Genomic DNA, 17,543 nt, shown 5'->3' on the forward strand with positions numbered 1-17,543 from the left:
GTCAACTCCTGCCCTTGATCAAATGGTGATCGAAGCCTTGCTCCACCAGATACCGCCAGGCTACCTGAACCTCTTCGGGGATCGCCTGTTCGACCTGAAAACCCAACGCAGGGTAAACCATGATGCGGTGCACATCGCCGACCATTTCGTCGATCAGGCCCAGCACCCCGATCAGGTTGCTGACGTCATCAGGAAAATCGAACGACGGCGCATCCACAAAGGCTTCCAGTCCGGGCCACTGCACGGGCAGGGTCAACGCCACGCGCCGGATCGAATTGGGTTTGGTCAGAAACGTCGCACGACGCACGTCGGGAAACATCGCTCGGGCAAACGCGATGTTTTCGGCAAAGTTGGTCGCGCGGGTTTCCAGGGTGAACTGCTGCGCCGTCACCCCTTGCGCCAAGGCGCGTTGGGCAAAAATATCGGCTTCGGAGCGTTCCCACAAATGCCTGGTCCAGTTGCCGGTATTGCCGGTGAACAACAGGTGGGGGGCCACGCCGTCTTTCAATAGTTGGCAAGCGTAATCGCAGACCCGCAGGTCGTAGGAGCCGCAGACCACAATCAATTCACAAGCGCTGTGTTGGCGCCCCGCACCGAGGAATTTCCAGAGCACGCTGGCGTGCTGCAACGTCAATGTCATGACCGGGCAAACCTCTGGCTCGGGTGCGCGTTGATGAACAGCGCTCCATCGGCATAACCGTGGGCGCCCCTGCCGTCCAGCCTGAGCGCAAGCCGAGTGAAATCGGCATACACGCCTGCAGCACCATGCGCGGTCAGCGTCGGGTCGTCGCCAATGCCGATGCACAGTGCGCCGCTGCTGACCGCCGACTGCACGCCGCTGACAGAGTCTTCGAACACCAGGCATTCATCACTTTGCCGACCCAGTTGTGCCGCCGCCAGGCGATAGGGATCGGGGGCCGGTTTGCCGCTGCGTACGTCGTCGCGGCAGATGATGCTGTCGAACGCCGACGTCAGGTCGTGTTGCTGCAGAACGTGCCCGACCCGCGCCCGCCAACTGCTGGTGACCAGCGCCAAGGGCACGGCGTGCTCGCGGAGTCGGGCGATCAACGCCGCGACGCCCGGCACCAGCGCACAGTTCGTCACCTGCTCGATGGCGTCGACTTCACGCTTGATCGCCACCCGCTGTGCTTCGTCGAACTCGGCAAACAAGGTCTTGAGGGTGTAACCACCGGGGCGGCCGTGGATGTGCTCGTCAATGAACGCCTGATCGACGCTGAGCCCGTACTCGCGCGCCACGGTGGTCCAGGCGTGTTCAATCACCTCGCGCGACTGAATGAGCACGCCGTCCATATCAAAGCAGACGGCTGTAAACGTTTGTTGAGCCATGAGTTGAACTTCGCATTTTCTGATGAGCAATGAACGCCAGCACCGTTCCGACCAACGCGAACAGCGCCATCACGTAGTAGGACCACTGCGGCCGGGTCTGGTACAGGTAGCCGGCGAAAGGTGTGGCCAGGCCCATGGGCAAGGCCACCGCCAGGGAGTAATAGACCCCTTGAGTAAAGACCTGAATATCCTGCGGTGCCTGGTCGCGAATAAAGCGCATGATCGCCGCGTGGTAGGCGGCAAAGCTCAGCGCGTGCAGGCACTGGCCCAGAATGATCATCGACACCGCATCGCTGTTGGCAAACAGCGCCCAGCGCAGCGCCGCACACACGCTGGAAAACATCACCAACGACAACGGCGCGCAAAACGCCAGGACTTTGTTGGACAGCGCGAACCAGGTGATTTCCGCAATCACGGCCACCGCCCAGAACATGCCGATTGCCGAGGAAGAAAAACCCTTCACCCCCCAACCAATCGAAGCCGTGGAAAAGTACAGGGTGTGACTCAGTTGAATGAAGCTGGCGGCAGCAATCGCAATCAGCAGGCTTTTGTGCGCCAACAGAGCTTTCCAGTCAGGCCGTTTGCGCGTCGGACCGGACGGCGCCAGATGCGCCCGCGACACCTGGCGCTTTAGACGCAGACACGCCACAGCGGTGATCAACATGCTCGATGCGATCACCAGCGGCACCCACGACTGGCTGTACTGCGCAAACAGAAAACCACCGAGGGTCGAGGTCAGGATAAAGGCCGATGAGCCTACCGCCCGCACCCAACCGTAATTCTGCAGGGCCAGTTTGTCGCGCTTGAGCAGATAGGACTCGGACAGCGGCAACACCACCATCCATACCCCTCCAAACAGCACACTCAGGCACACGAACATCCATAAGTGCGCCGGGATGAAGTAGAACAGCAACGTACATAACGCGGCGGTAACGCTCAGCACAGCGGCGAGCCGCAACTGATCCACGCGCCAGTCGGCCACATAGGTGATCAGCACCCCGGTCACCACCTGCGGCCAATACGCCGCGGCGATCAGCAAGCCGATTTCACTGGCACTGAAGCCCAGGGAATCCAGCCAGGTCGGCCAGAACGGATAGATGATCCCTTCCGCCGCAAAGAACCCGAAAAAGATTAAATACATTCGTCAACCATACGCCTGACACTCCAGAAGCAGGGCTCCCCAGGAGCCCTGAATACCATCCATTATTCGAAGCGTTGCTGGGTGAAGCTGTTTTTGCCCTTGCGCCAGACGATCAGCGATTCACTCATGACCACCAGATCGACCATGCCTTCTTTCAGCGCATCCAGTGCGTCCTGGGAAGAGCACACGATCGGCTCTTCATGGCGGTTGAACGAGGTGTTGATCAAGGCTGCCTGACCGGTTTTCTGGTGCCAGGCCGTCAGCAGGCGATGCATGAACGGGTCGCTCTGCGGGCGAATGATCTGCGGGCGCGCGGTGCCGTCGATGTGCACCACGGCCGGACTCGCCTCGCGAAATTGCGGATGGCAGTCGTAGGTCATGGTCATGGTATCGGCGGCCACTTGCTCCTCGTCCCAACCGACGTAGCAGGCCGGTGCTTGCTCAATGGCGGTGACCGGGCCGAACGGCATGAACTCGGTGCGGTGCATGCGCTTGTTGAGCCAGTCGTTCACCTCGGCATCCTGCGCGTGATAGACGATGCTGCGGTTGCACAGCGAACGCGGGCCGAACTCCATCTTGCCCTTGAACATGCCCAGCACCTGATTTTCCGTCAGGGCCTCGGTCAACACCTCGATGATGTTCGACGGCGTGTGATAACCGAGTTCAGGGTAGTCGCGATTGATCAGGTTGATGTTCTGCGAAACGCTGCGCGATTCCGGGCCAAGCATCATTGACGGATTCTTGAAGCGGGTGCCGTTTTCCAGGTACGCGGTACCGACCGCAGCAGCCAGTGCCAGGCCGCCATCGCCCATGCACGGCAGCACGTAGACGTCTTTGACGCCCGGGATCTCACGCAGACGCTGGTTGAGTTTGACGTTGCCAAACACGCCGCCGGCCAGGCACAGGTTGGCACTGCCGCGCTGGGCCAGATGATGGCTGACGGTGGCCACCAGCAGGTCTTCGCTGTGACGCTGTACAGCGGCGGCGATGTCCTCGGGGGTTTCCCGGGCAAACAGGGTTTCCAGCGGCTCGCTGTAGGTGTTGTAGGACGGCAGGAACATATCGCCGCAGCGCGCCTTGATGCGGCCGTCTTCGAAACGGATCATCTGCTGCATTACGCCCAGCAGTTTCTGCGGATCGCCGAATGCGGCCAGACCGGTGACCTTGCCTTCGTGGCGGTTGGGTTTGTAACCGAGCAGGTGGGTGATCCGGCCGTAGAAATAACCGAGGCTGTCGACACTGGTTTCGCGTTGCAGCACCGTGGTTTCTGACGGGCTGTACCAGGTGACGGTCAGCGACTGAAAGTCGCCGCGTCCGTCGCACGTCAGGGTCAACGCGTCCTCGAATGGCGAGCAGACATAGGCACCGAGCGCATGGCACTCGTGGTGATCAATGTAGTACGCCTTGCCTTGCAGACCGTTGTCGACAATGAACTGGTCGAATTCGCCGCGCTTGGCCTTGTCGTTGTTGATTTCATCGGTCACACGCTGACGGAACTGCGCAAGGCCCTGGGGGTTGCTCCGGACTTCCTCGACGATGCGATCGAAGTACAACGCCAGATGTTTGTCGGCACTGAAACCGGCGTTCCATCCATAGGCGACATGATCGACGTCTTCCAGCGACACGCCGGCCTGGCTCAACACAAACTCGATGGACTTGGCCGGCCAGATTTTATGATCCTTGATGCGGGTGAAGCGCTCTTCACTGACCGCTGAAAGAATCTGACCATCACGTACCAGGCAAGCACCCGCCAAATCATTGTTTGTAATACCCAAAATGATCATAACTATTCCTTGTTTTCGCCAATTGAGGTGACGGCTTCGCCCACGCGCGTAGCGTGCAATGCAATAACCAGAGTCAATGACAGATGCCGGCCGTCATGGCCGACCATTTCTCATCGGGAGATCGCGGATTCATGTAGGTCCGCCGGGGGGATACGCCTTTACGAGAAGGCATCAATGTGTCTCGCCATCGCAAATTCCTTTTGCCAAAAAACTCCATGGGCGGTGCCGTGCTGCACGGGCCTCATGCCTGCAATACGTGGAGGGCGACATCCATCGCAGCCGTCCTCGTTTCATCGCGGTAGCAGCCTAGCCGGTAATTTCCCGAGCACCCGGCGAAGCACCCGCTAAAAATTAAATTCCACTGGCATGCGGCGTATTTGCGGGGGTTTACCGGGACAAAAAAACGGACGATGACGGCGTGCCATTCAACTTTTCTGTTTTTGTTCCACCGCTTTCGCGAGCAAGCCCGCTCCCACCGGTTGATCGCATTCCGTCAGCCAGAATGCGGTTAACCTGTGGGAGCGGGCTTGCTCGCGAATGGCTTCACGCGGTGCAGCGTGAACTCACACCATTTCGTTACGAATCCACTCCACCACCGACGTACGCTTTGGCGCCCAGCCCAGCAGTTCACGAGCGTGTTTGCCGCGTACGCGGCTGTTCGAGCCAAGGCCGTAGTTGGCCATTTCGTAACCCCACTCCGCTTCGGCATCTTGCAGCGGCCAGTCTTGTGGCTCGCCGAGATTCAGCGCTTCGGCCATGGCAGTGGTCATGTCGATGAACGAGGCTTCGCCGCTTTCGACGAAGTAGAAAGTGCCCGGTACGTTTTTGGTCAGCGCCAGCAGGTACAGGGCGACGACGTCTTCGATGTGCACGTTGGACCAGATGTTCTGGCCAGTGCCGACATGGCGCACCACCCCACTTTTGCGTGCTTGTTTGAGCAGGCGCGGCAACTGCACGCTGTCGCGATTGACGCCCAGGCTGTGGCCATAGATCAGGGTGTTGCAGATCACCGCCGAGTTCACGCCGTCCTTCGCGGCGGCGAGGATCAGGTTGTCGATGGCCACACGGGCAGCCTTGTCGACGGTGGGTTCCGGCAGGTTGTCTTCGTAGTAGATGACATCGCTGGACTTGCCGCCCGAAGCATCGCCGACGATGCTCGAACCGCTGGTGTGCAGGAACACTTTGTTCGAACCGCGCAGGGCATCGAGCAACGCTTCGACCGCGCCGCGATGGTCACTGCTGGCGGCGTTGATCACCGCATCGGCGGCGCGGGCCTGTTCAGCCAGCAATGTGCTGTCTTCGAGGGTGCCGATCACCGGGGTGATGCCCAAAGCTTTCAGCTCATCGGCCTGTTCGGCGCTGCGCACCAGGCCCGTGACACGGTGCCCGGCCTGAACCAGACCGGTAGCGATCGAGCCGCCGATAAACCCGGCAGCGCCGGTGATGAATACGTTCATGGAGAAACTCCCTGCGTGAATAAGTGATGCAGCGAGTATCGACCGGCCACTCCGATGGAAAAACCCGCCCTCGCCCAAATCACTGTTGCGCAGGGATCACGAATCAACCCTTGAAATCGGCGCTGGCGTACGCCGCGAGTTTGCTCTGGATGAAATCGAGGAAGCACTGGATGCGCAGCGCCAGTTGCGAGTTCCGGTAGTACACCGCGTTGATCGGCTGGCGATAACCGCTGTTGAACTCCGCCAGCAAAACCTTGAGGCGCCCGGCGCGGATGTCGTCGATGGTCATGAAGTGCGACAGGCAGGCAATGCCCTGGCCTTCCAGCGCCAGATGGCGCACGGTCTCGCCGCTGGAAGCGCTGATCGCCGGGGTGATCGGCCAACGGTCACCGTGCACGTAACGCAGCGGCCACTGATTGAGGCCTTCGTTGTGGGTGAAGCCGAGCAGGGTGTGTTCGCTCAAGTCGGCGACCTGCTGCGGCGCGCCGTGCTTTTCCAGATACGCCGGGCTGGCGACGATCAGCAGCGGGCTGCAACCCAGTGAGCGCGCATGCAACGTCGAGTCGGCAAGAGTGCCGATACGGATGGCGACGTCGGTGCTTTGTTCCAGCAGGTCAATGATCAGGTCATTGCTGTTGAGTTCGAGCTGGATGTCCGGGTACAGACCACGGAATTCGTCGATATACGGCACGATGGCGTGCAGCATGAAGGGCGACGCGGCGTTGATTCGCAGGCGCCCGGACGGGGTTTGCTGGCGTGAGGACAGTCGCTCTTCGAGGGCGTCCATCTGATCGAGAATCAGCTTGGCCTGCTCGAAGAAATACTTGCCCTCCTCGGTCAGGTCCATGCGCCGCGTGGTGCGGTTGATCAGCGTGGTGTCGAGCTTGGCTTCCAGCCGCGACAGTGTGCGGCTGACCGCCGAAGGGGTCTGGCCGACCTGCTCGGCAGCGGCGGAAATCGAACCGCATTCGATCACGCAGACGAAAATCTGCAACTCATCGGATCTGGCTTTCACGGGTGTCCCTTATTGATCAACTGCACAAATCCATTGTGGAGAGAGAACACCCCTGTGGCGAGGGGATTTATCCCCGATGGACTGCGCAGCAGGCCCCGCTTTTCGAGATCAAGATCAGGGGGCCGCTGCGCGACCCATCGGGGATGAATCCCCTCACCACATTTACAACCCTCACCACAGTTACAACCGTAACCACATGAAATCACCTCAAGCCTTGAGGCCAAATACCTGCTTGAGATGCTGCTCATACCGCGCCACATCATTCTCGATGTTCGGGCGCTTCATCACGTCCACACACAGGAACGTCGGCAACCCGCTCATGCCCAAGAACTCGTTGGCCTTGTGGAACGGGAAATACACCGCATCCACACCTTTGGCTTCAAAGAAATCGCTCGGGTCGTCAAACGCCTGCTGCGGCGCGTTCCAGGTCAGCGACAGCATGTACTGCTTGCCCTGAATCAGACCGCCGCTGCCGTACTTCTGCGACGCATCGGAACGGGTCCGACCATCGCTGGCATAGAGGCTGCCGTGGCCTTCGGTGAAGACTTCGTCGAGGTACTTTTTCACCGTCCACGGCGCGCCCATCCACCAGCCCGGCATCTGATAAATGATCACATCGGCCCAGAGGAATTTGGCCACTTCTTCAGCGACGTCGTAACCCTCGTCGATGAACGTGGTTTTGACATCCAGACCGCCACGATCCAACACGCTCAGCGCGGTTTCGTGCAGGGTGGCGTTGTAACGACCGTCGGAGTGGGCGAATTTCTTGCCACCATTGAGCAACAACACTTTTTTCATCGGAACGCCTCGCGCAGCCATTGGGCTGGAGAAAGATGGGAAAACGAATGGCGGCAGGTTAACCATCCATCTCGCGCGGAATAAGCCGCGTCGGCGCAAAATACATTTGATCAAAAAGCACGAATCGAATGCCGATTGTTGCAATAGCATTCCCGGCCATCTGCATTTGAGGAGTTGTTTTGATGAGTGAACGCCACGGTTTCATCCTGCATGCCAAGACCCGCCCGGAAAAAGCCGAGGCCTTCGAAGCGCTGTTTCGCGCCTATGTCGAGCCGAGCCGCGCCGAGCCAGGCTGCATCGAGTACCACATGCTGCGCGACAAGGAAGACCCGACGCTGTTCATCTTTTACGAGATCTGGGAAAGCCAGGCGCACCTCGACGTGCATTCGAATCTGCCGCACATGCGCGAGTTTTTCGACAACCGCATGACGTATCTGGAGCGTGATTTCGATATCCGTCGGATCGACATGCTCAGCGCCTCGTCGGCTAGCCGCTGATCAGCAAATGGGCGCCGAGTGCGCCCAGTCCGATAAAGAACACCCGCTTGAACAGCACGGCGCTGATGCGCTGACGCAGCCATTGGCCGAACCCCATGCCCAGCATCGCCGGGATCAGCACCAGCAGCGACGCACTCAATTCGCCACTGCCCAGTGCGCCGCGCCAGAACAGGCCGCCGGCCAGCGCCAGAGTCGACACGGTGAACGACAGGCCCAGCGCCTGCACCAGCTCATCGCGACTCAAACCCAGCGCCTGCAGGTACGGCACCGCCGGAATCACGAACACACCGGTGGCCGAAGTGATAACCCCGGTGATCAGCCCGCACAGCGGACCCAGCCACGGTTCATGCCGAGGCTTGACCTGCAGCGTTGGCAGCAACAACCCGCTCAATGCATACAGCAGCAACGCCGCGCCCAGCCCACGCACCACCCAATGCCCGCCTGCCATGCCGATCGACAACGTGCCGACGGCGGTGCCGAGGAAGATCATCAGCAACAGCGGCCACAGGCGTTTGAGCAGCCCTTTCAGATGCCCGCCGAACGCCAATTGCCAGACATTGGTCAGCGTCGCCGGAATGATCAGCAACGCGGCTGCCTGTGACGGCGCCATAGCCAGACCGAGCAGGCCCATGGCGACGGTGGGCAGACCGAGGCCGATTACGCCTTTGACCAGCCCGGCCATGATGAAAGTGGCGATGACCAGCAGGGACAGAGCCAAGCCGAGGTTTTGATAGAAGTCTGCAAATGCGTTCATGGCGCTACTGTGCGCTTTGGCGGGTGCGTTGAAAATCTGCCATATACTGAGGCTGCCTCTGCCGGTACAAGAGGCTGTTAATTGCGTTGCGGCTGATGGCCCCTTCGCGAGCAAGCCCGCTCCCACAGTTTTGGATTCACCACTGATCCACTGTGGGAGCGGGCTTGCTCGCGAAGAGGCCCGCCCAGACACCACAAAAACCACAGGCGGCCCCATGCACTTCGACCTCACCGACCTGCGCCTCTACCTGCACATTCTCGACACCGGCAACATCACCGCCGGCGCCGCCCGCAGCCATCTTTCGCTCGCCGCCGCCAGCGCCCGCATCCGCGCCATGGAAGCCTCGCTGGGCACCGAGTTCCTGCAGCGCGGCCGCCGTGGCGTGAGCCCGACGCCCGCTGGCAAGGCACTGGCCCACCACGCGCGCATCCTCCTGCAACAGGCCGAACGCATGCAGCAGGATCTGGCCGACTACGCGCAGGGCGTCAAAGGACAGGTGCGACTGTTGTGCAACACCACGGCGATCACCGAATACCTGCCGGAAGTGCTCGCGGACTTTTTGCGCGAGCATCCCAACCTCGACATCGATCTGCAGGAACTGCCCAGCGCCCGCATCATCCACGCCTTGCGCCAGGGCGCAGCCGATATTGGCATCGTCTCCGATGCGGTGGACACCACCGATCTGCAGACCCAGCCGTTTCGCGACGACCCGTTGCGACTGATCGCGCCGCACGGACATCCACTGGCCGACGCCGCCGAGGTCAGTTTCAGCGCCGCTTTGCACTACGATTTCGTCGGTCTGAGCACCGACAGCGCGCTGGCGATCTACCTCGAAGAACAGGCGCTGCACAGCGGCTCGCGCATGCAGGTGCGGATCCGCGCCGACGGTTTCGAAGGGGTGCTGCGCATGGTCGCCCGAGGCGCCGGCCTCGCCATCGTGCCGCTGGCGGCGATTGAACGCGCGACGCCGCGTTCATTCAACAGCATCGCCCTCAATGAGCCATGGGCCCGCCGCACGCTGATGCTCTGCGCCCGGGACTTCAGCGCCCTGCCCGGTTATGCCAAAGCCTTGCTGCAAGCCTTGACTCTCCCCTGAGGGGCAGACTTCATCCTTGGCGTTCAACGGCAAGGAGCATGACCATGGGCAAACGCATTCTGCTGATTCTCGGCCATCCCGGCGCGACGAGTTTCTGCGCCGCACTCGCCGAGCGCTACGCACAATCAGCGCTCGATGCCGGACACCAGGTGCGTCAGCTACGCCTGGGAGAGATGGCTTTTGACCCGGTGTTGCGCCAGGGGTATCAACAGGTTCAAGCGCTGGAAGAAGACTTGAGCCGCGCGCAATCCGACATCCTTTGGGCCGAACATCTGACGCTGGTCTACCCGATCTGGTGGGGCGGCATTCCAGCGCTGCTCAAAGGTTTTTTTGATCGGGTGTTGCTGCCGGGATTCGCCTTCAAATACCGAAAAGGCAAACCCTTTCCCGATCAGTTGCTCAAGGGGCGCACCGCGCATTTGCTGGTGACGATGGACACGCCACTCTGGTATTACCGCTGGATCTACCGGATGCCGGGACTGCATCAGGTGCGCAAGACCACCCTGCAGTTCTGTGGTATCACCCCCCTGCGCACGCTGACCTTCGGCCCGCTGCTTGAGTCCAGCGACCGGCAGCGCCAGCGCTGGCTGCAACAGGCGCACGCTATCGCCCGCCGCTAAGTCTGCCGATAATGCGCCGCACGGTTTCACATTGAAAAAGGACTTTTATGTACATCGGCCAAGCCGCGCAACGTGCCGGCACCACCATCAAAAGCATTCGCCACTACGAGTCGATCGGTCTGCTGCCCGCGCCCCGGCGCCAAGGTAAATATCGCCTCTACGACCAACAAAGCATCGGACTGCTGATCTTCATCAAATGCGCAAAAGAGATGGGCTTCAGGCTCCGGGAATTGCAGACGATTTTTGCCGCGCATCATGGCGAGGCCATGCCATGGGATCTGGCCCAACAGGCTATCGAGGCAAAAAAACGCGAGATCAACAGCAGCATCGCTGAGCTGACGCGGCAATACGCGCAACTGGAAGGTTTCGAAATCGACCTTGAACGGGCGCGGGTCGAATGCCCGCTGGAAAACCTTTGACGGTTTGCGCGTTTCTGAGCAGCTCGATGTCGAGCACAGACAACTGAGCGGCAACCGGGCGCTATAGGGTGCGAGTTGGTTTCTTTGCCATCCGCCCACTGCCCGGAGTTCTCATGACCGCGACCGCCCCCATCACCGTTCTGCGCGACACCCACCCGCTGCCGGTACTCGATGCCTGCAAATGGGAAAAACTCGAAGGTGACCCGCACACCGTCAACCTCAACGCTTACACCAGCGAAGACGGCAGCAAGATCATGGGCACCTGGATCTGCACCCCGGGCAAGTGGCGGGTCGATTATGTGAAGTGGGAGTACTGCCATTTCCAGGAAGGCTACTGCATCATCACCCCGGACGGCATGGCGCCGATTCACCTGCGTGCCGGCGACATCTTCGTGGTTGAACCGGGGATGAAAGGCACCTGGGAAGTGGTGGAGACCGTACGCAAATATTTCGTCTTCGCCTGATGCAAAAAAGCCGGGAAACCACCCGACGTGATTTCCCGGCAACACCTACTGCATTCTGGCTGACGCCATGGTTGTGGCGCCTGTGAGATTTGTGGCGAGGGGATTTATCCCCGATGGGCGCAAAGCGCCCCCCGCATTGTGTCAGTTGAAACGCAGGCTCAGTGGTTGCGACTGCTACACAGTCGATCGGGGATAAATCCCCTCACCAGAAAGTCTCCGTTGCCACAAAAAGTATTGATGTCCAAGTTACTGTGGCTTGCGATAACTGTTGATAATCGCCGAGAAGTCCTTGCCCCCCTCCCCGCGCTGGCTCATCGCCTGATACAACTGCTGCGCCACCGCGCCGAGCACCACCGGTTGATGCGCTTGACGCGCCGCTTCGGTGGCCAGCCCCAGATCCTTGAGCATCAGCTCGGCACCGAAACCACCGGTGTAACCGCGCGAGGCCGGCGCCGTTTCGACGATGCCCGGCCACGGGTTGTACATTTCCGAACTCCAGCAACGCCCGGTCGAGCTGTTGATGATTCCGGCCAGCACCGAGGTGTCGATCCCCAGTGCATCGCCCAGCGCCATTGCTTCGCTGACGCCGACCATCGAGATCGCCAGCAGCAGGTTGTTGCAGATCTTGGCGATCTGCCCGGTGCCGACTTCGCCGCAATGCACGATGTTGCGGCCCATCTGCGCCAGCACCGGTTGCAGGGTGGCGAACAGTTCCGGAGTGGCGCCGACCATGAAGGTCAGCGTGCCGGCGGTCGCGCCGCCAGTGCCGCCGGAGACCGGTGCATCAGCCATGGCCACGCCTTGTTTGGCAGCAGCGGCGGCCACATCGCGGGCGGTTTGCGGATCTATGGTGCTGCAATCCACCGCCGGCACGCCTTTGCCGATACCGGCCAGCACACCGTCCTCACCGAGCCAGACGCTGCGCACATGCACCGCCGCCGGGAGCATGGTGATCACCAGCTCGGCGTCTTCGGCGGCCTCACGGGCCGAGGCGCGGATAGTGCCGCCCAGTTGCTCAAGCTCCGCCAGCACCGTCTTGTTCAGGTCGACCAGATTCAGTGAATGGCCGGCCTTGATCAGGTTGCGCGCCATCGGCGCGCCCATGTTGCCCAGACCGATAAATGCGATTTTCATGGCGATTCCTCAGCGCAGGTTGATGGTGGTGTTCACGCCGTCGTTGACGCTGTCGTCATCGAACCAGCGCGCCGTGACCGTTTTGGTCTGGGTGTAGAACTGCACCACTTGCTTGCCGTACGGGCCGAGGTCGCCGAGTTTCGATCCGCGCGAACCGGTGAAGCTGAAGAACGGCACCGGCACTGGAATCGGGATGTTGATACCGACCTGACCGACGTCGATTTCCGTCTGGAATTTGCGCGCCGCCGCACCGCTCTGGGTGAACAGGCCCGTGCCGTTGCCGAACGGGTTGGCGTTGACCAGCGCGATGGCCTGATCGAGGGTGTCGACTTCCAGCACCACCAGCACCGGGCCGAAGATTTCCTGGGTGTAGATCTGCATGTCGGTGGTCACGCCCGAGAACAGGGTCGGGCCGACGAAGTTGCCTTGCTCGTAGCCCGGCACCTTGATGTCGCGACCGTCGAGTTCCAGTTTGGCGCCTTCCTTGATGCCGCTTTCAATCAGCTCGAGAATCCGCGCCTTGGCTTTCTTCGAGATCACCGGACCCACATCGGTGCCCGCCTCGCTGCCAGCGTTGACCTTGAGCTTCTGCGCCAGCGCTTTCAGGTCCGGCAGCCACTGTTTCGCCGCACCGACCAGCACCACCACGGAGGTGGCCATGCAGCGTTGCCCTGCCGCACCGAAACCGGCGCCGACCAAGGCATTCAGCGCTTGCTCGCGATTGGCGTCCGGCAGCACCACGGCGTGGTTCTTCGCACCCATCATCGATTGCACGCGTTTGCCGTGCTTGCCAGCCAGGTCGTAGACATGCGTACCGACCGCGGTCGAACCGACGAACGACACCGCTTTGATGTCCTTGTGGGTGCACAGACCATCGACGACGTCTTTACCGCCATGAACCACGTTGAGCACACCGGCCGGAACGCCCGCCTCAATCGCCAGCTCCACCAGCAGCATGGTCGACAGCGGATCCTGTTCCGAAGGTTTCAAGACGAAGGTGTTGCCGCAAGCGATGGCCATCGGGAACATCCACAGCGGAATCATCGCCGGGAAGTTGAAAGGGGTGATGCCGGCGCACACGCCGATCGGCTGGCGCAGGGTGTAGGTATCGACGCCGCCGGCCACGTTTTCGGCGAACTCGCCCATTTGCAGGGTGCCGATGGAACAGGCGTGTTCGACCACTTCCAGGCCACGGAAAATATCGCCCTCGGCGTCGGCAATCGTCTTGCCCTGCTCGGCGCTCAGCACCACGGCGATGCGTTTGGAGTGTTCGCGGATCAGTGCCTGCAGCTTGAGCATGATGCGCATCCGCGCGCCGATCGGGGTCAGTTTCCAGGTCTGGAACGCGCGGTGCGCGGCACTGATGGCGGCATCGACTTCAGCGGCGGTGGCGAACGGAACCTTGGCCAGCACTTGCTGGGTCGCCGGGTTGACGATGTCGTGCCATTCGGTGGTCTGCGATTCGACCCACTCGCCATCGATCAGCAGCTTGACCTTCTGGACCGTGGTTTCGTTGGGCGTAAGCGATGCGTTCATGCTGGTCTCCGAAACTTGTTTTTATCGTAGGAGCCAAGGCGAAAGGGTTCGCCTTGAGATGAGGCGTGTGTCACGAATTGGTTGTCGGACTGTTTTTGGAGTATAGATGTGCAAACTTCTAATAAGAACGCACATATAAGCCCGTCCATCATGCAAAAAAACATCACCTCCCTGGGGTCGCTGAACTGGGACGACCTGAAGTTTTTCCTCGAAGTCGCCCGCACCCGCAAGGCCAGCACCGCGGCCAAACGCCTGGCGGTGGACTACACCACCGTGTCGCGACGCATCAGTTCGCTGGAAGCGGCGCTGGGTACATTGCTGTTCGAAAAATCGCGCACCAGCGGTTTTGTCCTGACCACTGAAGGCCAGCGTTTGCTGGGCTATGCCGAGTCGATTGAAAGCACGTTGCACATGGCTTGCGAGCAGGTCTCGGGCTCTGGTGTGGCACTTTCCGGGCATGTACGCATGGGCTGCACCGAAGGTTTCGGCAGTTTTTTCATCACCCCGCAGCTGAGCCACTTCGTCGACGCCTACCCAGCGATCTCGGTGGACATCCTGCCGCTGCCGCACTTCATCAGCCTGTCCAAGCGCGAGGCCGATATCGTCATCGCTTTGGAACGCCCGGAGCACGGCCCGTACGTGTGCTGCAAACTCTGCGACTACCGCTTGCAGCTGTACGCAACCCAGGACTACCTCGACCAGCACCCACCGATCCGCCGCCCTGCGGACTTGGGCAAGCATCAATTCATCAGTTATGTGGATGACCTGGCGTTCAGCTCGGAGCTGCTGTACCTGGCGAACGTGCTGCCCGGCGCCAGCGCAAACCTGCGCAGCACCAGCGTGATCGCGCAGTTCGTCGCGGCGCAGCAAGGGCGTTCACTGGCGATTCTGCCGTGCTTCCTCGCGGCGCAGGATCCGCGCCTGCTGCCGGTGCTGCCCGAAGAAATCGACATCACCCGGCAGTTCTGGATGTACTGCCGGGAGGATCTCAGGAAATTGAAGCGGATCACCCTATTGTGGGATTACATCCGTGAGGTGACCGAGCGTAATCAGGGTCTGCTGATGGGGCAGACCCGCGAGATGCGGTTTGCCGATTAATCGGCGCTGACCACAATCGACACCCGGCGATTCTCGGTGCGTCCGGCGGCAGTGTCATTGGACGCCACCGGCTCGCTGCTGCCCAGTCCGCGCAGCTGAATGTTCTCTTCCTTCATACCGACGGTGGTCAGCACTTTGGCCACGCTTTTGGCCCGACGCAGCGACAGTTGCTGGTTGTAGGTTTCCTTGCCCGAGGCATCGGTATGACCGTCGACCCGCACCCGCTCGATACCGACGCCGAGCAGTGCCTTGCCGATGCGTTCGACGATTTCGGTGCTCTGGTTGTTCAGGCTTTCGATATCGCTGCCAAACAGTACTTTGCCGGACAGGCCAAACTCCCAGCCCTCGTCGGTCGCTTCGAAGCCTTGTTGTTTGAGGACGGCGATCTGCGCCGGGGTCAGGCCTTTCTGCGGTGCGGTCTGGCACCCGGTCAGCGCCAGTACGGCGATCATCAGCAAGGCGGAAAACAGTCGAGCGGGAAATGTGAACACGGAATCAGCTCCTGGTTTGCAGATTGACGACCGGGCTCTCCGACCCGGCAGTGAATTGAGCGCCACGCGACAGGCGCTTGGCCTGATACATCGCGGCGTCGGCGGCGTTGAGCAAGGCACCTGGCGTGACACCATGATCAGGGAAAACGGCAATGCCGATACTGAGCGACGTCACCACACTGGTATCCCCCGGCAGCGCGATGGGCATGTCCATGCTGGCGAGAATCTTGTCAGCAATGCGCTCGGCGTCCTCGATCTTGTGCAGCGGCGCGAGCAGTACGGCGAACTCGTCGCCGCCGAGCCGCGCCACCAGATCCTCTTCACGCAGTTGCGCGCGGATCCGATTGGCGACCGCCACCAGCACCGCGTCGCCAGCGGCGTGACCGAAGTTGTCATTGATGCCTTTGAAGCGGTCGCTGTCGAGAAACAGCACCGCCACCCGCTCATTGAGCTTGCCGGCGTTGCGCAAGGCGCGAATCAATCGCCCCTCGAAAAACGCCCGGTTGGGCAAACCGGTGAGGCTGTCGTGGCTGGCCTGATGGGCGAGGGTTTCGTTCTCGCTTTGCAGATGGGTCTGCCAGGATTCGAGTTCATCGAGCAGGGCATTGAAGTCGTTGCCGAGGTTGTCGAGCTCGGCGATCTGCGCCGGTGGTACCCGGCGATCCAGTGCTCGCTCGCTGCGGGCAGCGTGGGCCACCGCCGCGAGGCTGCGAAGCGGGCCGGTAATGCTGCGCAGCTGTCGGCGCGCCAGATACAGCGCGACCCAGGCACTGATCGCGGTGCAAAGAATGATCCCCGCCAGACCGCTGAGCAAAAAGCGCATCAGGCTACCGCCGTGACCGACCAGCAGGATGCGTCCGATTTCACGATCCTGATGCACGATCGGCAGGCTGATCGGCTTTTCCAGAATGGTCCGGGCAGCCTGCATTTCCAGTTGGGAAAACAGACCGTTTTCGGGCCGCTGCCAACGCGCCAGCAACTGCCCCTGTGTGTCGAACACCTGGGCATCCGCCACCTCTTCGGTGGACGCGATCAAGGCCAGCGCTTCGGTGGCGGCGTCCTTATCGTTGAACACCACCGCCGCTTCCACGGTGTAGCTGATCGAACGTGCAATCAGATGCAGGTTGTGATCGGCGTACACCCGCAGCGCGAGAACGCCCAGCAGGGTCAGCGACACGCTGGCCATCGTCACGGCCACCAGCGCGACAATCAAATGGCCGCGGCCGATGACCGAGCCCAGTGTCGGGCGGCTCCTGGAACGAAACAGCTTCATGGTGCCGCCGGTTTGCGGCGCGACAACTGCAGTACGCTCGGGTGGATGCGTACACCGCTGCGGGCGACGGAGTCGAGATTGACCTCGAAGGAAACCTGCTGATCGCCGACCCGCAGGCAGAACAGGCTGCCGACCGTGCACTGATCGCCACCTTCGCTGATGCTCAGCACCGGATGGCCGATCAATGAGGTGAACAGCCGACTGCGTTCATCTGCGGTGAGTTTGCCGATGTACACCGCATCGCATTCGCTGACGATCGCCGGGTTGTCGGCCAGCAGTCGGCGCACAGCGACCGGACGACCGGTGGCTTGCGTAGTGCCTTTGACCAGGTCATCGGTGTATTCGGTGGGGCCGACGATGCACAGGCGCAATTGTGCGGGTTCCACCGGCCAGCGCGCGTAACTGAGGATGCCCAGCACAACCTGCGTCACCGACTGGGCGCGCTGCTCGGCCATGCCCACCGGCGTCTGTGCCTGCGCCATGGCGGCGCCGGTCAGCAAACAGAGCAGACCGACAAGCAATGCGTGCTTGCAGCGAACCACGCGCTCTGTCGCCCAGACAGCCACCTTCATGCAGGGATTCTCTTGGATCGTACCGAAATGATGCCGCAACGATAGCA

The 17,543-nt window shown here is 61.0% G+C and carries 19 protein-coding genes; 6 read left to right on the forward strand and 13 right to left on the reverse strand.

Features of this window, described 5'->3' with window-relative positions:
• Position 1: 1 nt before the first annotated feature.
• The 7 genes from H043_RS0124940 to H043_RS0124970 form a co-directional block, all read right to left on the reverse strand.
• Entirely contained in the window at positions 2–640 is a 639-nt protein-coding gene (locus tag H043_RS0124940) for a YdcF family protein (protein ID WP_027614137.1), read from the reverse strand.
• Positions 637–1,311, reverse strand: a complete 675-nt coding sequence (locus H043_RS0124945) for an HAD family phosphatase (protein WP_027614138.1) — start codon at positions 1,309–1,311, stop codon at positions 637–639. Before H043_RS0124945 ends, H043_RS0124940 begins: the two co-directional genes overlap by 4 nt.
• A 1-nt stretch (position 1,312) precedes the next feature.
• Positions 1,313–2,488: an MFS transporter gene (locus H043_RS0124950; protein ID WP_027614139.1), complete on the reverse strand. Its 1,176-nt coding sequence runs from the start codon at positions 2,486–2,488 to the stop codon at positions 1,313–1,315.
• Positions 2,489–2,550: 62 nt separating this feature from the next.
• Complete coding sequence (locus H043_RS0124955) at positions 2,551–4,272, reverse strand: carbamoyltransferase C-terminal domain-containing protein (RefSeq protein ID WP_027614140.1); 1,722 nt, start codon at positions 4,270–4,272, stop codon at positions 2,551–2,553.
• Between the two features lie 563 nt (positions 4,273–4,835).
• Complete coding sequence (locus H043_RS0124960) at positions 4,836–5,729, reverse strand: NAD-dependent epimerase/dehydratase family protein (protein WP_027614141.1); 894 nt, start codon at positions 5,727–5,729, stop codon at positions 4,836–4,838.
• Between the two features lie 103 nt (positions 5,730–5,832).
• Positions 5,833–6,744: a LysR family transcriptional regulator gene (locus H043_RS0124965; protein WP_027614142.1), complete on the reverse strand. Its 912-nt coding sequence runs from the start codon at positions 6,742–6,744 to the stop codon at positions 5,833–5,835.
• Positions 6,745–6,951: 207 nt separating this feature from the next.
• Complete coding sequence (locus H043_RS0124970; protein WP_027614143.1) at positions 6,952–7,542, reverse strand: NAD(P)H-dependent oxidoreductase; 591 nt, start codon at positions 7,540–7,542, stop codon at positions 6,952–6,954.
• Between the two features lie 182 nt (positions 7,543–7,724).
• On the opposite strand from H043_RS0124970, the gene H043_RS0124975 reads away from it, so the two are divergent.
• Positions 7,725–8,039: a putative quinol monooxygenase gene (locus tag H043_RS0124975; RefSeq protein WP_027614144.1), complete on the forward strand. Its 315-nt coding sequence runs from the start codon at positions 7,725–7,727 to the stop codon at positions 8,037–8,039.
• On the opposite strand, the gene H043_RS0124980 is transcribed toward H043_RS0124975, so the two are convergent.
• A complete protein-coding gene (locus H043_RS0124980) occupies positions 8,029–8,793 on the reverse strand; it encodes a sulfite exporter TauE/SafE family protein (protein ID WP_027614145.1) in 765 nt (254 codons plus the stop codon). The genes H043_RS0124975 and H043_RS0124980 overlap by 11 nt on opposite strands.
• Before the next feature lie 214 nt (positions 8,794–9,007).
• On the opposite strand from H043_RS0124980, the gene H043_RS0124985 reads away from it, so the two are divergent.
• The 4 genes from H043_RS0124985 (at position 9,008) to H043_RS0125000 (ending at position 11,392) form a co-directional block, all read left to right on the forward strand.
• Positions 9,008–9,889 (forward strand): LysR substrate-binding domain-containing protein, encoded by an 882-nt coding sequence (locus tag H043_RS0124985; RefSeq protein ID WP_027614146.1) that lies wholly within the window; start codon positions 9,008–9,010, stop codon positions 9,887–9,889.
• A gap of 44 nt (positions 9,890–9,933) precedes the next feature.
• Complete coding sequence (locus H043_RS0124990; RefSeq protein ID WP_027614147.1) at positions 9,934–10,509, forward strand: NAD(P)H-dependent oxidoreductase; 576 nt, start codon at positions 9,934–9,936, stop codon at positions 10,507–10,509.
• Between the two features lie 47 nt (positions 10,510–10,556).
• Positions 10,557–10,928, forward strand: coding sequence for a MerR family transcriptional regulator (locus H043_RS0124995; protein ID WP_027614148.1), 372 nt, complete (start codon positions 10,557–10,559; stop codon positions 10,926–10,928).
• Between the two features lie 113 nt (positions 10,929–11,041).
• On the forward strand, positions 11,042–11,392 hold the full coding sequence (locus H043_RS0125000) for a cupin domain-containing protein (protein ID WP_003221437.1): 351 nt from the start codon (positions 11,042–11,044) through the stop codon (positions 11,390–11,392).
• A 246-nt stretch (positions 11,393–11,638) separates the two neighbouring features.
• Here H043_RS0125000 and mmsB read toward each other — a convergent pair whose 3' ends face one another.
• Both mmsB and H043_RS0125010 read right to left on the reverse strand, forming a co-directional pair.
• Positions 11,639–12,526, reverse strand: a complete 888-nt coding sequence (mmsB, locus tag H043_RS0125005; protein ID WP_007962098.1) for a 3-hydroxyisobutyrate dehydrogenase — start codon at positions 12,524–12,526, stop codon at positions 11,639–11,641.
• Between the two features lie 9 nt (positions 12,527–12,535).
• Positions 12,536–14,062: a CoA-acylating methylmalonate-semialdehyde dehydrogenase gene (locus tag H043_RS0125010; RefSeq protein ID WP_027614149.1), complete on the reverse strand. Its 1,527-nt coding sequence runs from the start codon at positions 14,060–14,062 to the stop codon at positions 12,536–12,538.
• Positions 14,063–14,212: 150 nt separating this feature from the next.
• On the opposite strand from H043_RS0125010, the gene H043_RS0125015 reads away from it, so the two are divergent.
• A complete protein-coding gene (locus H043_RS0125015; protein ID WP_007962101.1) occupies positions 14,213–15,160 on the forward strand; it encodes a LysR family transcriptional regulator in 948 nt (315 codons plus the stop codon).
• Here H043_RS0125015 and H043_RS0125020 read toward each other — a convergent pair.
• Genes H043_RS0125020 through H043_RS0125030 form a run of 3 tightly spaced genes read right to left on the reverse strand, consistent with a single transcriptional unit; the run spans position 15,157 to position 17,496 of the window.
• Positions 15,157–15,612 carry an OmpA family protein gene (locus H043_RS0125020; protein WP_171061906.1) on the reverse strand — a complete coding sequence of 152 codons (456 nt, stop codon included), beginning with the start codon at positions 15,610–15,612 and terminating at the stop codon, positions 15,157–15,159. The genes H043_RS0125015 and H043_RS0125020 overlap by 4 nt on opposite strands.
• Before the next feature lie 43 nt (positions 15,613–15,655).
• Positions 15,656–16,924 (reverse strand): diguanylate cyclase, encoded by a 1,269-nt coding sequence (locus H043_RS0125025; protein ID WP_027614151.1) that lies wholly within the window; start codon positions 16,922–16,924, stop codon positions 15,656–15,658.
• The gene (locus H043_RS0125030; protein WP_027614152.1) at positions 16,921–17,496 is read right to left on the reverse strand and encodes a YfiR family protein; all 576 of its coding nucleotides are present in this window, start codon (positions 17,494–17,496) and stop codon (positions 16,921–16,923) included. The genes H043_RS0125025 and H043_RS0125030 overlap by 4 nt, the downstream gene beginning before the upstream one ends.
• Between the last annotated feature and the right edge of the window lie 47 nt (positions 17,497–17,543).

The sequence above is a fragment of the Pseudomonas sp. URIL14HWK12:I6 genome, assembly GCF_000514195.1.
Classification (GTDB): Bacteria; Pseudomonadota; Gammaproteobacteria; order Pseudomonadales; family Pseudomonadaceae; genus Aquipseudomonas; species Aquipseudomonas putida_A.

Excerpts from the sequence above, each read along its gene's own strand:
- H043_RS0124995 (WP_027614148.1), top strand. The coding sequence starts at position 10,557 with ATGTACATCGGCCAAGCCGCGCAACGTGCCGGCACCACCATCAAAAGC.
- H043_RS0124990 (WP_027614147.1), top strand. The coding sequence starts at position 9,934 with ATGGGCAAACGCATTCTGCTGATTCTCGGCCATCCCGGCGCGACGAGT.
- H043_RS0125015 (WP_007962101.1), top strand. The coding sequence starts at position 14,213 with ATGCAAAAAAACATCACCTCCCTGGGGTCGCTGAACTGGGACGACCTG.
- H043_RS0124940 (WP_027614137.1), bottom strand. The coding sequence starts at position 640 with ATGACATTGACGTTGCAGCACGCCAGCGTGCTCTGGAAATTCCTCGGT.
- H043_RS0125010 (WP_027614149.1), bottom strand. The coding sequence starts at position 14,062 with ATGAACGCATCGCTTACGCCCAACGAAACCACGGTCCAGAAGGTCAAG.
- H043_RS0124955 (WP_027614140.1), bottom strand. The coding sequence starts at position 4,272 with ATGATCATTTTGGGTATTACAAACAATGATTTGGCGGGTGCTTGCCTG.
- H043_RS0124960 (WP_027614141.1), bottom strand. The coding sequence starts at position 5,729 with ATGAACGTATTCATCACCGGCGCTGCCGGGTTTATCGGCGGCTCGATC.
- H043_RS0124980 (WP_027614145.1), bottom strand. The coding sequence starts at position 8,793 with ATGAACGCATTTGCAGACTTCTATCAAAACCTCGGCTTGGCTCTGTCC.
- H043_RS0125020 (WP_171061906.1), bottom strand. The coding sequence starts at position 15,612 with ATGATCGCCGTACTGGCGCTGACCGGGTGCCAGACCGCACCGCAGAAA.
- H043_RS0124975 (WP_027614144.1), top strand. The coding sequence starts at position 7,725 with ATGAGTGAACGCCACGGTTTCATCCTGCATGCCAAGACCCGCCCGGAA.
- H043_RS0125025 (WP_027614151.1), bottom strand. The coding sequence starts at position 16,924 with ATGAAGCTGTTTCGTTCCAGGAGCCGCCCGACACTGGGCTCGGTCATC.
- H043_RS0125030 (WP_027614152.1), bottom strand. The coding sequence starts at position 17,496 with ATGAAGGTGGCTGTCTGGGCGACAGAGCGCGTGGTTCGCTGCAAGCAC.
- mmsB (WP_007962098.1), bottom strand. The coding sequence starts at position 12,526 with ATGAAAATCGCATTTATCGGTCTGGGCAACATGGGCGCGCCGATGGCG.
- H043_RS0124985 (WP_027614146.1), top strand. The coding sequence starts at position 9,008 with ATGCACTTCGACCTCACCGACCTGCGCCTCTACCTGCACATTCTCGAC.
- H043_RS0125000 (WP_003221437.1), top strand. The coding sequence starts at position 11,042 with ATGACCGCGACCGCCCCCATCACCGTTCTGCGCGACACCCACCCGCTG.
- H043_RS0124945 (WP_027614138.1), bottom strand. The coding sequence starts at position 1,311 with ATGGACGGCGTGCTCATTCAGTCGCGCGAGGTGATTGAACACGCCTGG.
- H043_RS0124970 (WP_027614143.1), bottom strand. The coding sequence starts at position 7,542 with ATGAAAAAAGTGTTGTTGCTCAATGGTGGCAAGAAATTCGCCCACTCC.
- H043_RS0124950 (WP_027614139.1), bottom strand. The coding sequence starts at position 2,488 with ATGTATTTAATCTTTTTCGGGTTCTTTGCGGCGGAAGGGATCATCTAT.